Source organism: Arthrobacter sp. TRD_SC_6, assembly GCF_055361185.1.
On record NZ_CM143953.1, the window covers coordinates 3,207,493 to 3,223,390 of the forward strand.

Genomic DNA, 15,898 nt, shown 5'->3' on the forward strand with positions numbered 1-15,898 from the left:
TCCTGAACACAGGACTCGGGTCATCGAAGACTTCCCAGCGGACATCCCCGAATCAAGACCCCTCCCGGTGCCTCCCATGTGCCTTCGCCACAAACCGAAGGCACAGCAGCGGCCGCAGCCACCGAAGCGGCCCCGAGATTACGAGGACCAATGATTACAGTCACCAATCTGCGCAAAACCTACCGCCAGGGTCAGCGAACAGTGACAGCGCTCGACGACGTCAGCCTCTCGGTGCCGAGGGGCTCCATTCACGGCATCATCGGACACTCGGGGGCGGGCAAGTCCACCTTGGTGCGCTGCCTGACACTCCTGGACCGCCCGACATCGGGCTCGGTGATGATCGATGACCGTGACCTCACCAAGGTCCGGGATTCGGAGGTGCGGACCGCCCGCCGCCGGATCGGCATGGTGTTCCAGCACGCCAATCTGATGGACTCGCGCACGGCAGCGCAGAACGTGGCGCATCCGCTCGAGCTGGTGAAGGCTCCCAAGGCGGAGGTCAAGCGCAAGGTCGCCGAGTTGCTTTCACTGGTGGGTCTGGCGGATTTCGCCGATGCCTACCCTTCGCAGTTATCCGGTGGACAGAAACAGCGGGTCGGTATCGCACGCGCTCTCGCCACGGACCCGGATATCCTCCTGTGCGATGAGCCAACCTCTGCGCTTGACCCGGCAACCACCGAGGACATTCTGCTCCTGATCAGGAATCTCACGGCCACCCTGAATCTGACGGTGCTCGTCATCACCCACGAGATGCATGTGGTGAAGCGCATCTGCGATTCGGTGTCGCTCCTGGAGCAGGGACGCATCATCGAACATGGTCCCCTCCACGAGGTAGCCGGAACGCACGGAGGATCTCTCGGCAGGTCCCTGATGCCGCTCTCAGTTCTTGAAGGCACGAGCGCCTTGCCTGCACTCGAACTGTTGCTCGTGGGAGAGGCAGCCTCGGCACCGATCCTCTCCGAGCTGACGCGCCGCTTCGACGCCAACATCAACGTCCTGGCAGGAACAGTCGAGAACCTTGGTGGAAGCCGCTTCGGCAGGCTCCGCGTCGAGGTGGACTCACAGGTTCCCCTCCCGGAAGTCATCGCCTACCTTGAAAGCACCGGCGTCCGCGTGGAGGTTGCAGCGTGAACCTTCTTGACGAACTCTTTAAAAATCCGGGCATCACCGAGGCACTACCCAAGGAATTCCTCGCTACCCTCCAAATGGTCGGAATTGCCGGCTTTTTCACCCTTCTGATTGGGCTTCCTCTGGGTGTGTTCCTCCACGCCAGCAGTCCCGAAGGGCTCCGTCCCATGCGGCTGACCAACCGTGTTGTCAGCGACATCATCGTGAACATCACACGGTCCATCCCGTTCGCAATCCTCATGGTTTCGCTCATCCCACTTGCACGGTTCCTTACGGGGTCATCAATCGGTCCTGTTGCCGCATCCGTTTCGCTGAGTATCGGCACCATTCCATTTTTCGCGAGGCTCGTGGAAACCAGCCTCCGCGACGTTGCCTCGGGGAAGATCGACGCAGCCCTGGTCATGGGTTCAACCAGGATGCAGGTCATCACCAAGGTCCTCATTCCGGAGGCTCTCCCGTCGCTGATTTCCGCACTGACCACCACCTTGGTGACGCTGGTTGGCTACTCCGCCATGGCCGGCATCATCGGCGGCGGCGGGCTGGGAAGGCTCGCCTACAACTTCGGGCTCCAGCGGTTCGACACCATGGTGATGGTCGTGGTCATTGTCATCATCGTCGCCATCGTGCAGGTCATTCAGTTCATTGGCGACCGGCTGGCCCAACGGTTCGATCACCGGATCGCAGCGACGGCGGGATCGGGTCGGAAGCGCGTCCGCACCAGGAACGGAACCGCGCTGCGGCAGCCCGACGACGCAGTCAGCACACCCTGAATCTTCCTCGCCCAAAGGCGGGGCTCGTGATGGCCGGCAATCGCCCGCCGTCAAAAATCCCCCAACATTGCGCGGGTCCGTCCGGCTGCGCGCTACGGTTCTATGAAAGGAACGCACATCATGCGTAAGCAACTCTCCCTGGCGGCTGCCGGGCTGTCCGCACTCCTCGCCCTCTCGGCCTGCGGAGCCAGCGGCAGTGAGTCCACCGCCGTCGACTCCCTGGATCCGGCCAGCCCGGCCAGCCTCAGTGTCGGGGCCAGCCCCGTCCCGCATGCCCAGATCCTGGAGTTCGTGCGCGACAACCTCACGGAGGGAACGGGCATCGAACTCGAAATACAGGAGTTCGATGACTACACCACCCCAAACATCGCACTCAGCGAAGGTGACCTCGACGCCAACTACTTCCAGCACCTCCCCTACCTGGAGAGCCAGGTTGAAAGCCAGGGCTACGAGTTCGCGCACGGCGAGGGCGTTCATGTTGAGCCATACGCGGCCTTCTCCGAGAAGCACGACGACGTCTCGGGCATCCCCGACGGCGGACGCGTTGCCATCACCAACGATCCTTCGAACCAGGCGCGTGCCCTGACCCTCCTGCAGGAGGCCGGACTCCTCGAGAACATCGAAGCCGACGCATCCGTCCTCGCGCTGACCGGGGAGCAGAACCCCAAGGGCCTTGAGTTCGTCGAGAACCAGCCCGAACTGCTGCTCAATGACCTGCAGGACCCAACAGTGGACCTCGCGATCATCAACGGCAACTACATCCTGGATGCCGGCCTCAGCACCGAGGACGCACTGGTGGTCGAGTCAGTGGACAACAACCCCTATGCAAACTTCCTTGCGTGGAACACATCATCCGAGGGCGACGCCCGGATCACCAAGCTCGAAGAGCTGCTTCACTCCCCCGAGGTCAAGCAGTACATCGAGGAGACCTGGCCAAGCGGCGACGTCACACCTGGCTTCTAGGCCGAAGAAGCAGTGAAAACCGGCCAGCGCCCCGTCCTCCGCAAGAGGACTGAGCGCCGGCCGTTGAGTCTAAGAGGTGGAGCTAGACGCCGGAGGGCGTGGCGCCTGCCGCGGCTGCGGCCCGCGCGGCACCCGGAAGCGCAGCAACGATGCGTTCCATCGCGTCGTCGTCGTGGGCTGAGGACAGGAACCACGCTTCGAAGACGGACGGAGGCAGGTACACCCCGGCGTCGAGCATGGCATGGAAGAACGGTGCGTACCGGAAAGTCTCCTGCGCCTGCGCATCGGCGTAGTTGGCCACACCGCGGGCCGACGTTCCGAACGCAACGCTGAAGAGGTTGCCGGCGCGCTGGATGGAATGGTCGACGCCGGCCTGGTCAAGTTCCGCGGAGAGCGCCCCGGAGAGTTCCAGCGAACGGGCGTCGATGTGCCGGTAGACCTCGTCGGTTGCGTGCGTCAACTGGGCCACACCAGCGGCCATAGCCAGCGGGTTCCCCGAAAGCGTTCCGGCCTGGTAGACGGGACCCAGCGGTGCAAGGTAATCCATTATTTCCGCGCGTCCGCCAAGTGCAGCGGCAGGCAGCCCTCCACCGATGACCTTGCCGAAGGTCAACAGGTCAGGGGCCCAACCCTCGCTGCGGCCGGTGAGGCCCCAGTAACCGCCGGGCCCAACCCGGAATCCGGTCAGGACCTCATCCATGATGAGGAGGGCCCCGTTTTCGGCTGTGATCCGCGAAAGTGCTGCGTTGAACCCGGGAGCAGGCTCAACCACGCCCATGTTCGCCGGTGCGGCCTCGGTGATCACCGCTGCAATTGACGGACCGTGCTCGGCGAAAGCCGCTTCGACGGCGTCGGGGTCGTTGTAGGGCAGCACGAGCGTCTCTGCCGCCGTCGCTTCCGTCACTCCTGCGGATCCCGGCAGCGCAAGCGTCGCGACGCCGGACCCAGCAGCAGCGAGCAGGCTGTCGAGGTGCCCGTGGTAGCAGCCGGCAAACTTGATGATCAGGTTCCGGCCGGTGAAGCCGCGGGCGAGGCGTACCGCCGTCATCGTCGCTTCAGTTCCGGTGGAGACCATCCGCAGCCGTTCGACGGCGGGGACCCGGTTGGTCACCAGTTCCGCCAAGTCCGCTTCGGCGGGTGTGGATGCACCGAAGGACAGCCCGCGGTCCACGGCCTGGTGGACCGCGTCGAGGACCGCAGGGTGTGCGTGTCCGAGGAGGGCCGGTCCCCAGGAGCAGACCAGATCCACGTACTGCCGTCCGTCCGCATCCGTCACGTAGGGGCCTTGGGCAGAGACCAGGAAGCGGGGCGTCCCACCCACGGAACCGAACGCGCGCACGGGAGAGTTCACTCCACCCGGCATCAGGGCCTGCGCGCGAATGAACAGATCTTCGGAGGTGGTCACTAATTACTCTCTTTCAGCCAGCCGGCAAGTTCAGTTGCCCAATAGGTGAGGATCATTTGCGCTCCGGCACGTCGGATGCCGAGCACCGATTCTTCGATGGCCCGACGGCGGTCAATCCAGCCGTTCGCGGCTGCCGCCTCGATCATCGCGTACTCTCCGGAGATCTGGTACGCGGCAACGGGAACAGGCGACATAGCCGCGACGTCGGCCAGGATGTCGAGGTAGCTCATGGCCGGCTTCACCATCACCATGTCCGCGCCCTCCTCAAGGTCGAGTTCAACCTCAAGCAGCGCTTCGCGCCTGTTGGCGGACTCCATCTGGTACGTGCGGCGGTCGCCCTTGAGCTGTGAATCAACTGCCTCCCGGAATGGACCATAGAACGCGGAAGCGTACTTCGCGGCATAGGCAAGGACGGCTGTGTCCTGGTGGCCGGCAGCATCCAGTGCCTCGCGGATGACAGCTACCTGCCCGTCCATCATCCCGGACGGCCCGAGGACGTGGGAGCCGGCGTTCGCCTGCGCGACCGCCATCTGGCCGTAGATCTCGAGTGTCGCGTCATTGTCTACTGAGCCGTCAGGAGCGAGCACACCGCAGTGACCGTGATCAGTGAACTCATCGAGGCAGACGTCGCTCATCAGGACCAGGCTGTCGCCTACTTCGGCGCGGACATCCGCTATTGCCCGGTTGAGCACGCCGTCCGGGTCCAGGCCGGCGGTTCCGGTCGCGTCACGGTGGGACGGAATGCCGAACAGCATTATGCCGCCCACACCGAGCTCTACAGCCTCAGACGCCGCCCGCTTCAGGGTGTCGGTGGTGTGCTGAACCACGCCGGGCATCGATGTGATGGCAGTCGGCTCGGTGAGCCCCTCGCGGATAAAGGCAGGGAGGATCAGGTCAGCGGCATTGACGCGGTACTCGGCCGTTAGCCGGCGGATGGCCGGCGTTGACCGCAGCCGGCGCGGACGATGCTGTGGGAAGCTCACGAAGAAATACCTTGCCTTACCTGTTGCTCTATTCGTTCCGACTGGTTGCTGTCTCAGTGCCCCGCAAGCGCCCGACAGCGGCTTCCACGGCATCCGAGATTCCCGCCGGACCCGGTGTTGCCGCGACAGCGTCCACCCTGAGGCCAAGGCCTGCAGCGTCGCGCTCAGTCCTGCGCCCGATGGCGATCACTGCCACGTTCGCGGGGACCTGATCCATCATGGCACGCAAGCGTTCAGCGATGCTTGGCGAGGAAACGACGACGGCGTCGATGCGTCCTTGCCCAATGGCATCCCCGAGCGCCTCCCGGGACATCACCTCGGACGTCGCACGGGCATTCACTGCCGCGGGCCCGTGGTCGCCAGGTTCACCTATTCGGAAGTCCTCGCGGGCTGGGTAGTCGACGGTGGCGTAGGCCGTCACCGTGTCCACCGACCACCCGCGTGCAGCGAGTCCGGCGCTCAGGGTGTCGGCGGCAAGACTTGACTGCGGGAGCAGCGCGCGCGTTAGCTCACCCGGTGAAGTTCCGGTCGGCGCGTCCAACAGTGCCGCCAACAACCCGATAGCGGACTGGTCCTCGACGGTAACGCAGTCAACGACGACGCCGAGGGCCTCAAGCGCTCTGGTCGTGGCTTCGCCGACTGCCCCAACCCGCACATCTCCGAGAAGCGCTGCGAGCGTAGTCCCGAGGTGGCCCGCCCGCAGTTCACAGGCACGGACGGTGGTTGCGCTGGTGAAAATAGCCCAGTGGTAAGCCGACGCAGCGCGCAACCGGCTATCAAGCTCGGCGGCGTCCTCCGGTAGTTCCCAGTCGATCAAGGGAGCCAGCACCACTTCTGCGCCGCGGCGCTCCAGTTCCGCGACGGTCGCCTCCGCACGGTGGGGGGTACGCAACAGCGCCACCCGAACGCGAGCCAGGGATTCACCGGCAGCGTGAGAGGTCATGAAGACGCGCTGAGCCCGGCAATATCCGCTGCTCCGGACGCAAGGAGCTCCTCAGACAGGAGGACCCCCAGCGCGGCCGCACCCTCGACTGTGGCCTGTGCTGTCGTTGCGGCCCGCCGCAGCAGACGGCTTCCGTCCGTGCTGCAGACGATAGCTTCGAGCGTGAGGGAGCCATCTGCGAGATGGGCAAGGGCACCGATCGGGGCCGTGCAACCCGCTTCGAGCCTGCGCAGCACGGCACGCTCGGCGGTCACGGCGAGGCGGGTCGGCAGGTGATCGAACTGTTCGAGCGCCGACGCAAAAGGCGACTCACCGGCGTCGTCCGCCCTGCACTCGACCGCCAGCGCCCCCTGGCCGGGAGCGGGCAGCATGAGCGACGGCTCGAGGTATTCAGTGATGGCGTCCTGCCGTCCAAGGCGGATGAGACCAGCAGCAGCGAGCACGACGGCGTCAAGGTCGCCGGGTCCGCCGCCAACGAAGCCGGCCACCCGGGCAAGCCGTGTATCGACATTGCCGCGGATGTCGATGACGGACAGGTCTGGCCGTGCGGCGCGCAACTGGGCCGCACGGCGCGGTGATCCCGTTCCGATGCTCGCCCCCGCGGGCAGGTCACGGAGCCCGAAGCCGTCACGGGCGCAGAGGGCATCGCGGATATCTGCGCGTTCGGGAACGGCGCCGACGGTCAGGCCGTCAGCCTGGGCCGTTGGCAGGTCCTTCAGGGAGTGGACGGCGAGGTCGCACGTGTCATCGAGCAGCGCCTCGCGAAGCGCCGCGACGAAGACGCCGGTGCCGCCAATCTGCGACAGCGACGCCCGGTTCACGTCTCCGGTGGTGCTGACCCGGACCAGTTCGTACTCGAAGCCGCCGAGCGCTGCGAGCGACTCGGCAACCGACGTCGATTGGGTCAGGGCCAGCGCGCTGGCCCTGGTTCCCACCCGAACGGCACCGCTCATGCCTGGTCTGTCCCGGGGAGGCCGACCGTGGAGTCAGCACCAGCGACCGTAGGCTTCTCGCCGCGCCGGTTTGCGCAGCAGTTCGGCCGGCACACGTCATACCAGGGGCCGAGGTTGGTGGCGGCGGGACGGTCCTCGATGGTGTTGGCCGCGGTCCGTTCGCTCACCATGTCAATCAGCCCGGAAACAAACTTATGGTGCGTGCCCGGCGTTGGGACACGTTCTGCCGCGAGGCCAAGCTCGGCACAGGTTTCCATGGCTTCGGTGTCCAGGTCCCACTTGACTTCCATGTGATCGCTCACGAAACCAAGTGGAACAATGACCACCGCTTTGGTTTCCGTTTTGGCCAGCTCCTGCAGGGCGTCATTGATGTCCGGTTCCAGCCAGGGGATGTGCGGAGCGCCGGATCGGGACTGGTACACGAGGGACCACTCGCATCCGGCGGCTTCGGGGATCCGGTCCAGGACGGCCTGGGCGGCCGCAAGGTGCTGCGCCACATAGGCACCGCCCTCAAGGATCGGCCCGCCGTCCTCGTTCCGTGGACCGGCAGCTTCAGCATCGCCGGTGGGGATGGAGTGGGTGGCAAACATGACGTGCACGGGGGCATCCGGTTCACCGTTGGACGCCAGGCGTTCCCGGACGGACTTCAGCCCATCCGTGACGCCCTCGACGAACGGCTCCACGAACCCTGGGTGGTCAAAGTACTGCCGCACCTTGTCCACTTCCAGCAGCCCATCGAGCCCGGTCTCCACCAGCGCCATGCCGAGGTCTTCGCGGTACTGCCGGCAACTGGAATAACAGGAGTAGGCACTCGTGGTGACGGCCAGGACACGGCGGTGGCCGGCGTCGTACGCTTCCTTCAACGTGTCGGCGATGAACGGTGCCCAGTTCCGGTTGCCCCACAGCACCGGCAAATCGATGCCGCGGCGCGCAAGTTCGGCCTCCATGGCGGCCTTCAACTCACGGTTCTGCTGGTTGATGGGGCTGATTCCGCCGAACGCGCGGTAGTGATGCGACACTTCCTCAAGGCGTTCGTCGGGGATGCCCCGGCCGCGCGTCACGTTGCGGAGGAACGGGATGACATCGTCCTGGCCCTCGGGCCCACCGAAGGACGCGAGCACAATGGCGTCGTAGTCCTTCGGAGCCATGCGTCCGGTACCGTCAACGCCGTCGAGCGGGTGGAACGTGGGTTTGGTCATCTCAGAACCTCGGCAACTTCCCCGGCGCCGATGCGGCGGCCAGTGTAGAAAGGGACTTCCTCGCGGACGTGGCGGCGGGCTTCGGTTTCACGCAGGTGGCGCATGAGGTCAACCAGGTCCACGAGTTCCGGCGCCTCGAGTGCGAGGATCCATTCCCAGTCCCCGAGCGCGAACGAGGACACGGTGTTCGAAATGACCTGTGGGTACTGGCGGCCCTTCATACCGTGGTCGTAGAGCATCTCCCGCCGTTCCTCGCTGGGCAGGATGTACCAGTCGTAGGAGCGGACAAACGGGTACACGCAGACCCAGGTGCTTGGTTCCACGCCGCGCGAGAAGGCAGGCGTGTGGCTCTTGGAGAATTCGGCGTCCCGGTGCACGCCCATCGCTGACCACACGATCTCGGTCCCTGCGAAGGTTTCCGTCCGGCGGAGCGTCCGCACTCCCGCCTGCAGCGCCTCCGGGTTGGCCCCGTGGAGCCAGACCATGACGTCGGCGTCCTCGCGCAGGGCGGATACGTCGTAGAACCCGCGGACGGTAACTCCTGCATCGGTCAGTCCGGCGAGCGCAGCCTGCAGCGAGGTGCCGTCGTCGGGGGTTCCACCTGCGCGCTTGAAGACTGTCCACAGGGTGAAGAACTGATCGGTTGCCGCTTCGTGACCGCTGGTGGGGCCTGCAATCTCACTCATGAATCCAGTCTGCTCCTGTCAACGGGCTAATCGTAAATCGTTGGGTTCTACAGCTGGTAGAAGGTTATCAACCTCACAGTCCAGGGCGCTATTTCCTCGTCAGGCGCCTGGCCAGCGCGGCGCCGCGGTCACGGGCGTTGTCGATCACGGCGACCAGTCCCGTCCCGGCGAGCCAGGCGCCGGTCACCTCAAGCTCCCGCTGGGTCGCGGTGAGGGCGCGGATCCGGGCAACCCGGTCCCGATGACCGAGGGTTGCGTGCGGGAGTGCGTTGGTCCAGCGGACAACATCCCAGTCGACGACGTCGGCGGCCGAGATGGGTACGTCGAGCAGCACCGACGCGTCCTGCAGCGCCTGCTCAAATAGTTCGCCGTCGGTGCGGGCTGTGTCCGTTGCCCGGACGTCTCCTGCCGACCGGCCGGGAATTCCCGCCCTGCCGTAGGAGAGCCGCAGCACGTGGTTGCCTGGGCCGGTTTGCTCGGCCAGCCACGGCCACTTGGCGGTGGCATGTGTCAGTGCCTTGGCCTGTACGCCGGGGGTGCCCGCCGCGACCAGCACGCCGGTCCCGCGGGGAGCTGCATCGAGCTCCGGGATGTCGACCACCAAACTCACCAGCGCCACAGCCGGCACAACGTCCGGCCGTTCCGCGGTCAGCCCCGGAATGGTGGGCGCCAGGAGGTCGACGGCGGCGGGCCCGTCCGTGGCAACCACCACGGCTGCGGCCGAAAAGGATCCGCTTGCGGTCGTTATCGTCCAGCCGTCAGCCGTATGAGTCAGGCCAAGCACGCGCGTCGACGGTTTCAGGACAGCGCCGTCACGCTCAAGCCGCGCGGTCAGTGCCGTCGTCAACCGGTTCATTCCGCCGTCCAACCCGGCGACTGCGGTGCCGGCGGGGGCGGCCTTCCGCATGGCCCCGACGGCGGCACCGAGGGAGCCGTGCTTTCTCATGGCTGCCCGTAGGCCGGGAATGGCGGAGTCGATGTCGAGACTGTCGGGATCGGCGGACAGCACGCCGCCCACCACCGGCGCGACAAGGCGCGCCAGCACCTCCGGGCCCATCCGCGTCCGCACGACCTCTCCGAGGCTGAGCTGCTGCTGGTTCAGGAGATTGCCGAGGGGCAGGGCACGGTCAAGGGCCGCGCGAACGCTTCCCGCCTTCCCCAGCAGCCCGGCAAGTTCCGGATCCCGCACATCCGCCGGAATGCCGAGCAGGCCGGATTTGGGCAGCGGAACCGCGAGCAGTTCGCCGCCTGGCCGGGATAGTTGCAGCCAGGCTCCCGCGGGCGAGGGCGTACGCACCGAACCACCGATTCCAAGCTCACGGGCAAGCGCGGGGACCGTGTCCGATCGGGTCGAGAACGATTCCGCGCCGGCGTCGAGCGTGTTTCCCCCGAGTTGGTGGCTGCTCACGGAACCTCCGAATGTGGCTGAGCCCTCCAGCACCGTGACCGCCAATCCCGCGCCCACGAGCTCCAGGGCAGCGCACAGCCCCGCGATGCCTCCGCCGATCACGACGACGGCGGGTGTGGACGTGTTGGCGGACTTGTCGCCTGCGGCGCGGTGAGCCCGGAGGTCCCTGCTCATCGACCCGGAGCCGCCGGTTGTCCTGGTGGCACCGAGTGGACCAGCGACACGATCCGGGTCAGCACGTCGGGGTCCGTTTCCGGCGGTACGCCGTGCCCGAGGTTGACGACATGCCCTGGCGCCCCTGCCCCGGCGTCGAGCACGTCCCGTACATGGGCTTCAAGGATGTCCCAGGGTGCGGACAGCAGAGCCGGGTCGATGTTGCCCTGCAGCGCAACGGTGCCGCCAAGGCGTTTGTTTGCTTCGTCAAGGGGCAGCCGGTAGTCAACGCCGACCACATCCACCCCAACGTCGCGCATTGCGGCGAGCAACTCCGAGGTTCCCGTTCCGAAATGCACGAGTGGCGCGCCGAGCTCCCGCACGTGGTCAAGCGCCCGGCCCGACGCCGGCGCAACGTGCCTTTGGTAGTCCTGGAGTCCGAGCGAGCCTGCCCAGGAGTCGAAGAGCTGTGCCGCGCTGGCACCGGCTTCGAGCTGGGCACGGAGGAACTGTCCGGAAGCGTCGGCGGCCCAGTCGGTCAGCGCCCGCCAGGTGGATGGGTCCGCGTGCATCATGGTGCGGGGGCCGAGGTGGTCACGGGATGGCTTGCCTTCGACCATGTAAGCGGCGAGGGTGAAGGGTGCGCCGGCGAATCCGATCAGCGGGGTGGAGCCAAGCTCCGCCACAGTCCGTGCCACAGCTTCCCGGATGGGGTCCAGGGCGGAATCAGTGAGCTCCGGCAGGGCCGCGACGTCGGCTGCAGTGCGAATCGGTGCGCCGAGGACGGGTCCGACGCCCGGCACGATGTCCACGTCCACTCCCGCAAGCTTCAGCGGGATGACAATATCGGAAAAGAAGATCGCCGCGTCCACGTCATGCCGCCGGACGGGTTGCAAGGTAATTTCCGCCGCCATCGCCGGATCCAGGCAAGCGTCGAGCATCGCCGACCCCTCACGCAGCGCGCGGTACTCGGGCAGCGAACGGCCGGCCTGGCGCATGAACCACACAGGGCGCCGGGAGGGGGTGTTTCCCCGGTAGGACTCAATGAGCGGCGACGCAGTGGTTCGGCCGTCGAGAAGGGGGTGGGATGGGCTGAGGGTCATAGGTCGATTCTGCCGAAGTTCGGAGCGGTTGGATAACCACTGAGCCCGCAGGGTGCCGGAAATCACGTGTTGGTGGGGTACCTTCGCGAGCTGTGGGTGCTCGAATTCCGTGTGATTCCGGGGAAGGACAGCACTCGCTGCACTCTGGAACTAAGGGTCCCCTATTAGGGCCGGAACCTGCCCGTTGGCTATGATTGAGGGGCTGTGAACTTCTTCTCCCTGGTTGCCACCCACTCCGATATTGACTTGGAGACCGTAGCCCGACTCAGCGTCGGGGCGGCCCAGGTCGCTTCGTCGGCGCTGGAGGACAGCGCCGCCCTCTCCGGAGCGGTGGCCCTCGCAACCTGCAACAGGTTTGAAATCTACGGTGAGGCGACTTCGGAGCAGGACATCGAAGCTGCACGCTCCTCGATCATCAGCGCGATCAGCACTGAGTCCGGCCTTCCGAAAAGCACCGTGTCCGCCTCTTTCACCACGCTCGCGGGCAAGGACGTACCACGCCACCTGTTCAGCGTCAGCGCTGGCCTGGATTCCGCCGTCGTTGGTGAGCGCGAAATCGCCGGGCAGGTGCGCCGGGCGCTGATCGAATCCCAGGGAACAGGCACTGCCAGCGGCGGGCTCGTGCGGCTCTTTCAGGCAGCCTCGAAAACGGCCCGCGAAGTAGGTGCACAGACCGCACTGGGCAGTAGGGGCCGTTCCATCGTGTCAGTTGCCCTTGACCTCGCTGCTGACCTCTCAACCAGCCCGGAACTTGCCGGCAAGGCTGTCGTCGTCTTCGGAACCGGAGCTTACGCGGGAGCCACGATGGCCCTGTTGCGTGAGCGCGGGTGCCAGAATGTGTCCGTGTACTCCCCTTCCGGGCGCGCCGAAAGCTTTGTAGCTACGCGCGGTGGCGTTGCCCTCACTGAAGAGACCGTCCGCCCTGCCATCGCTGAAGCCGACATCGTGATTGGCTGTAGCGGTAGTGAGCGCCAGGTCAGCGCCGCCGATGTCCGGGAACTCCGCGACGGAGTTGATCGCCCCCTGGTCATCGTGGACCTCGCACTGAGCCACGATTTCGACCCGGACGTTGACTCGGTGGAGAACGTGGAATTGATCACCCTCGAATCCGTCCGCCTCGCGGCACCCGTTGAGCAGGCCGAATCGCTTCGCCAAGCCGGCGACCTCGTGTCCAAGGCTGCGAACGATTTCCAGGAGCAGGTGGCAGCACGATCAGTCGATGCTGCGATTGTGGCTCTGCGGAAACACACCCAGAACGTACTCGACGCCGAAATGGCACGCGTCCGCGCGCAGCATGGCTGCACCGCCGCAGCCGAGGAAGTCGAATTCGCGCTCCGCAGGATGGTGCGCCAGTTGCTTCATGTACCCACCGTGCGTGCCCGCGAACTGGCAGCGGCTGGCCGTCAGGAGGAGTACACGGCAGCCCTTGGCGCACTGTACGGAATTGAGCCGGACGAGACGGTCGCCGAGGCGGCGCAGCAGTCCTGCCCGGTTCAGAGCAGTGGAGACACCCGGGCGGACTCCGCCTAGGTTTCGGGGTACCCCTGACAACCCTTCTCAGTAGACCGGTTTGTCGGGCTCCACTTCGCGTACCCACTGCAGCACCCCGCCGTCCACGTTGTACACCTTGCGCGCGCCCTGACCTCGGAGGTAGCGGACCACGTTTGCGGACCGGCCGCCCACCTTGCAGTGCACATAGATCTCCCGCTCGGGATCCACTACTTCGTCGCCGGAGAGAATCCGGTTCTGCGGGAGCAGTGTGGCGCCCTCAATCCTGACAATCTCGTACTCCCCCGGCTCCCGGACGTCGATAAGGTCGAAGTCGCGTTCTCCTGCTGAGCGCTGGTTCAGCAGGTCCTGTAGCTCGAGAACGCTCACGGAGGGCACGGCGTCGTCGTCGGACTCTTCCAACGGGGTCAACCCGCAGAACGCCTCGTAGTCGGTCAGTTCAGAGATGGGCGTTGCCGAGGGATCCCTGCGCACCTTGAGCTCGCGCCACGTCATGTCCAGCGCGTTGAAAATCAGCACGCGGCCAAGGAGGGTGGTGCCGATGCCGGTGATCAACTTGATGGCCTCGTTGACCATGACCGAACCGATCTGCGCGCAGAGAACGCCGAGAACGCCGCCCTCCGCACAGGACGGCACTGCCCCGGGCGGTGGTGCTTCCGGGTACAGGTCGCGGTAGCTCGGGCCGCCTACCGACGGTTTGGCCCAGAACACGCTTACCTGGCCATCGAACCGAAGGATGGACCCCCATACGTAAGGCTTGCCAAGGATTTCTGCTGCATCGCTGACCAGGTACCGGGTGGCGAAATTATCAGTCCCGTCGAGGATGACGTCGTAATCGGCAAAAATGTCCAGGGCGTTGTCCGCGCCCAGCCTGACCTCGTGTCGGATCACCCTGACCAGGGGGTTCAGCTCGGCGATGGCACGCTCGGCCGAGACAGCCTTCGGCGCACCGACGGTGCTGATTCCGTGAATCACCTGGCGCTGCAGGTTGGAGAGGTCGACGACGTCGTCGTCCACGATGCCCAGCGTCCCCACGCCGGCAGCGGCCAGGTACAGGAGGGCGGGCGAGCCGAGCCCTCCAGCTCCGATGACCAGCACCCGCGCGTTCTTCAGCCGCTTCTGCGCGTCCATTCCGAACTCCGGAAGAATCAGGTGCCTTGAGTACCGCTCGGTTTCCTCCCGGGTCAGTTCCGCGTGAGGCTCAACCAGTGGGCCAGGGCCGTTGTTCAAAGAGCTCATGGTTCAATGTATGCCCACTCCAGCAGCCCGGCGCAACATGGGATACATGTAACGCACGGGTAGACTGGTAGGCACCGCCTGACGAGCGGTGGAGCACCGCGAGTGCTCAACACCACCATCAATCACAACGAAAGCCCCAATGTGAGCTCAGAGGCACCGGCGAGCGGAAAAGCCATTCGGCTGCCCCGGGATGAGCGGCGGCGCCAGCTATTGCAGGCGGCCCATGAGGTTTTCGTAGCGAACGGCTATCACGGCGCCGCGATGGACGAAATCGCAGATGTTGCCCAGGTCAGCAAGCCCGTGCTTTACCAGCATTTTCCCGGCAAGCGCGAGCTCTACCTCGCGCTGCTCGAGAGCCATCTCGCCTCCCTCACGGAGCTGCTGGTCGAAGCCCTCCAGTCCACCACGGACAACAAACAACGTGTGCACGCAACCATGCGCGCATACTTCCAGTTCATCGCCCAGGACAGCCAGGCGCATCGCATCGTCTTTGAATCCGACCTCAATAACGACCCCGATGTCAGCCGCCGTCTCGAGGCATTCAACGCACACTTCGCGGATGCGATCGCCGGAGTCATCTCCGGGGACACCCGGCTCTCCCACCTCGAGGCCACGCTGCTTGGCCGCGCAATGGCCGGAATGGCCCAGGTCAGTGCCCGGTACTGGCTGGAAACTGACGGCAGCCTTGACATCGATGCCGCGAGCGAGCTGATCTACCGTTTAGCTTGGCGCGGAATCAGTCGGTTCCCCAAGGAAATCTGAGTTACATTTCCCTTAGGTTTGCGCGCTGCCGGAAGAGGCGGTTCGTCCGGAAATCAACAGAAAGGCCCGTCGTGGAGATCAAGATCGGCATCCAGAACGTTAACCGTGAGATTGTGCTGGAATCGAACCAGCCTGCCGAGGAGATTGCTGCGGTTGTCAGCAAGGCAATGAATGGCGGCGCTGAGCTCCGGCTGTCAGATACTAAGGGCCGTCAGGTCATCGTGCCTGCGTCGGTGCTCGGGTATGTCGAAATCGGCGAGCCGGAATCCCGTCGCATGGGATTCGGGGCACGCTAGACACAACGGGCCGGTTGGAACGCCTCCTTCCGGCCTGACCGGACATGAACGGGGTGGAGGTGCATTGTGGTCTCGCTGATCGTCGTCACGTTCGTCGCCGTCGCCTTGGGCTTTCTCTGCTGGTTCATTGACCGGCAGCACCATCGCTATGGGGTCCTGCTCCTTCCCGCAGTGAGCCTCGGTTCTGCCCTGCTGCTCTGGATCATCCTCCAGTTCGGTGGCCTCGGCTATCACCCCGAGTTGTTCTGGCTGGCCTGGTTGCTGCCTTTGGTATTCGCCGCGCTGATGGCCGGAGCCGCTGCCTGGTGGTTTGGTCGGCACCGCGAGAAGGCAGACCTCGATGCCATGAATCACATCCTCAAACGCCGCTGACTTTCTGCCAGCAGAAAGTGATGCCG

General features: G+C 65.3%; 16 protein-coding genes. 7 read left to right on the forward strand and 9 right to left on the reverse strand.

The genetic code is table 11. From position 1 onward, the window contains the following. Positions 1–150 precede the first annotated feature (150 nt). The 3 genes from ACWA1U_RS15180 to ACWA1U_RS15190 all read left to right on the forward strand — a co-directional run bounded on the left by ACWA1U_RS15180 (position 151) and on the right by ACWA1U_RS15190 (position 2,861). Entirely contained in the window at positions 151–1,131 is a 981-nt protein-coding gene (locus ACWA1U_RS15180) for a methionine ABC transporter ATP-binding protein (protein ID WP_463722986.1), read from the forward strand. Further along, positions 1,128–1,898 (forward strand): methionine ABC transporter permease, encoded by a 771-nt coding sequence (locus ACWA1U_RS15185; RefSeq protein WP_463722987.1) that lies wholly within the window; start codon positions 1,128–1,130, stop codon positions 1,896–1,898. Before ACWA1U_RS15180 ends, ACWA1U_RS15185 begins: the two co-directional genes overlap by 4 nt. Before the next feature lie 120 nt (positions 1,899–2,018). Then, the gene (locus ACWA1U_RS15190) at positions 2,019–2,861 is read left to right on the forward strand and encodes a MetQ/NlpA family ABC transporter substrate-binding protein (RefSeq protein ID WP_463722988.1); all 843 of its coding nucleotides are present in this window, start codon (positions 2,019–2,021) and stop codon (positions 2,859–2,861) included. Between the two features lie 82 nt (positions 2,862–2,943). Here the strand turns inward: ACWA1U_RS15190 and hemL are convergent, their stop codons facing one another. The 8 genes from hemL to hemE all read right to left on the reverse strand — a co-directional run bounded on the left by hemL (position 2,944) and on the right by hemE (position 11,694). After that, a complete protein-coding gene (gene hemL / locus ACWA1U_RS15195; protein WP_463722989.1) occupies positions 2,944–4,266 on the reverse strand; it encodes a glutamate-1-semialdehyde 2,1-aminomutase in 1,323 nt (440 codons plus the stop codon). Then, a complete protein-coding gene (gene hemB, locus ACWA1U_RS15200; RefSeq protein ID WP_463722990.1) occupies positions 4,266–5,249 on the reverse strand; it encodes a porphobilinogen synthase in 984 nt (327 codons plus the stop codon). Before hemB ends, hemL begins: the two co-directional genes overlap by 1 nt. 28 nt (positions 5,250–5,277) lie before the next feature. Then, complete coding sequence (locus ACWA1U_RS15205; RefSeq protein ID WP_463722991.1) at positions 5,278–6,192, reverse strand: uroporphyrinogen-III synthase; 915 nt, start codon at positions 6,190–6,192, stop codon at positions 5,278–5,280. Then, the gene (hemC, locus tag ACWA1U_RS15210; RefSeq protein WP_463722992.1) at positions 6,189–7,145 is read right to left on the reverse strand and encodes a hydroxymethylbilane synthase; all 957 of its coding nucleotides are present in this window, start codon (positions 7,143–7,145) and stop codon (positions 6,189–6,191) included. Before hemC ends, ACWA1U_RS15205 begins: the two co-directional genes overlap by 4 nt. Then, complete coding sequence (locus ACWA1U_RS15215) at positions 7,142–8,344, reverse strand: ferrochelatase (RefSeq protein ID WP_463722993.1); 1,203 nt, start codon at positions 8,342–8,344, stop codon at positions 7,142–7,144. Before ACWA1U_RS15215 ends, hemC begins: the two co-directional genes overlap by 4 nt. Beyond that, positions 8,341–9,030: a hydrogen peroxide-dependent heme synthase gene (hemQ, locus tag ACWA1U_RS15220; protein WP_463722994.1), complete on the reverse strand. Its 690-nt coding sequence runs from the start codon at positions 9,028–9,030 to the stop codon at positions 8,341–8,343. Before hemQ ends, ACWA1U_RS15215 begins: the two co-directional genes overlap by 4 nt. A gap of 88 nt (positions 9,031–9,118) precedes the next feature. Beyond that, positions 9,119–10,612, reverse strand: coding sequence for a protoporphyrinogen oxidase (gene hemG, locus ACWA1U_RS15225; RefSeq protein ID WP_463722995.1), 1,494 nt, complete (start codon positions 10,610–10,612; stop codon positions 9,119–9,121). Then, positions 10,609–11,694, reverse strand: a complete 1,086-nt coding sequence (gene hemE, locus ACWA1U_RS15230) for a uroporphyrinogen decarboxylase (protein WP_463722996.1) — start codon at positions 11,692–11,694, stop codon at positions 10,609–10,611. Before hemE ends, hemG begins: the two co-directional genes overlap by 4 nt. 204 nt (positions 11,695–11,898) lie before the next feature. Here hemE and ACWA1U_RS15235 point away from each other — a divergent pair, with 204 nt between their 5' ends. Further along, positions 11,899–13,224, forward strand: a complete 1,326-nt coding sequence (locus ACWA1U_RS15235; RefSeq protein ID WP_463722997.1) for a glutamyl-tRNA reductase — start codon at positions 11,899–11,901, stop codon at positions 13,222–13,224. Positions 13,225–13,251: 27 nt separating this feature from the next. On the opposite strand, the gene moeB is transcribed toward ACWA1U_RS15235, so the two are convergent. Continuing rightward, a complete protein-coding gene (moeB, locus tag ACWA1U_RS15240; protein ID WP_463722998.1) occupies positions 13,252–14,442 on the reverse strand; it encodes a molybdopterin-synthase adenylyltransferase MoeB in 1,191 nt (396 codons plus the stop codon). A gap of 117 nt (positions 14,443–14,559) precedes the next feature. Between moeB and ACWA1U_RS15245 the strand changes: the two genes are divergently transcribed. The 3 genes from ACWA1U_RS15245 (at position 14,560) to ACWA1U_RS15255 (ending at position 15,872) form a co-directional block, all read left to right on the forward strand. Then, a complete protein-coding gene (locus tag ACWA1U_RS15245; RefSeq protein WP_463725064.1) occupies positions 14,560–15,204 on the forward strand; it encodes a TetR/AcrR family transcriptional regulator in 645 nt (214 codons plus the stop codon). A 71-nt stretch (positions 15,205–15,275) separates the two neighbouring features. Beyond that, positions 15,276–15,500: a DUF3107 domain-containing protein gene (locus ACWA1U_RS15250; protein WP_463722999.1), complete on the forward strand. Its 225-nt coding sequence runs from the start codon at positions 15,276–15,278 to the stop codon at positions 15,498–15,500. Positions 15,501–15,566: 66 nt separating this feature from the next. Further along, positions 15,567–15,872: a hypothetical protein gene (locus ACWA1U_RS15255; RefSeq protein WP_463723000.1), complete on the forward strand. Its 306-nt coding sequence runs from the start codon at positions 15,567–15,569 to the stop codon at positions 15,870–15,872. Positions 15,873–15,898: the final 26 nt, after the last annotated feature.

Bases quoted from the DNA above. Each gene is read 5' to 3' on its own strand.
- ACWA1U_RS15180 (WP_463722986.1), top strand. From the start codon at position 151: ATGATTACAGTCACCAATCTGCGCAAAACCTACCGCCAGGGTCAGCGA.
- ACWA1U_RS15190 (WP_463722988.1), top strand. From the start codon at position 2,019: ATGCGTAAGCAACTCTCCCTGGCGGCTGCCGGGCTGTCCGCACTCCTC.
- ACWA1U_RS15205 (WP_463722991.1), bottom strand. From the start codon at position 6,192: ATGACCTCTCACGCTGCCGGTGAATCCCTGGCTCGCGTTCGGGTGGCG.
- hemC (WP_463722992.1), bottom strand. From the start codon at position 7,145: ATGAGCGGTGCCGTTCGGGTGGGAACCAGGGCCAGCGCGCTGGCCCTG.
- ACWA1U_RS15215 (WP_463722993.1), bottom strand. From the start codon at position 8,344: ATGACCAAACCCACGTTCCACCCGCTCGACGGCGTTGACGGTACCGGA.
- hemQ (WP_463722994.1), bottom strand. From the start codon at position 9,030: ATGAGTGAGATTGCAGGCCCCACCAGCGGTCACGAAGCGGCAACCGAT.
- hemG (WP_463722995.1), bottom strand. From the start codon at position 10,612: ATGAGCAGGGACCTCCGGGCTCACCGCGCCGCAGGCGACAAGTCCGCC.
- hemE (WP_463722996.1), bottom strand. From the start codon at position 11,694: ATGACCCTCAGCCCATCCCACCCCCTTCTCGACGGCCGAACCACTGCG.
- moeB (WP_463722998.1), bottom strand. From the start codon at position 14,442: ATGAGCTCTTTGAACAACGGCCCTGGCCCACTGGTTGAGCCTCACGCG.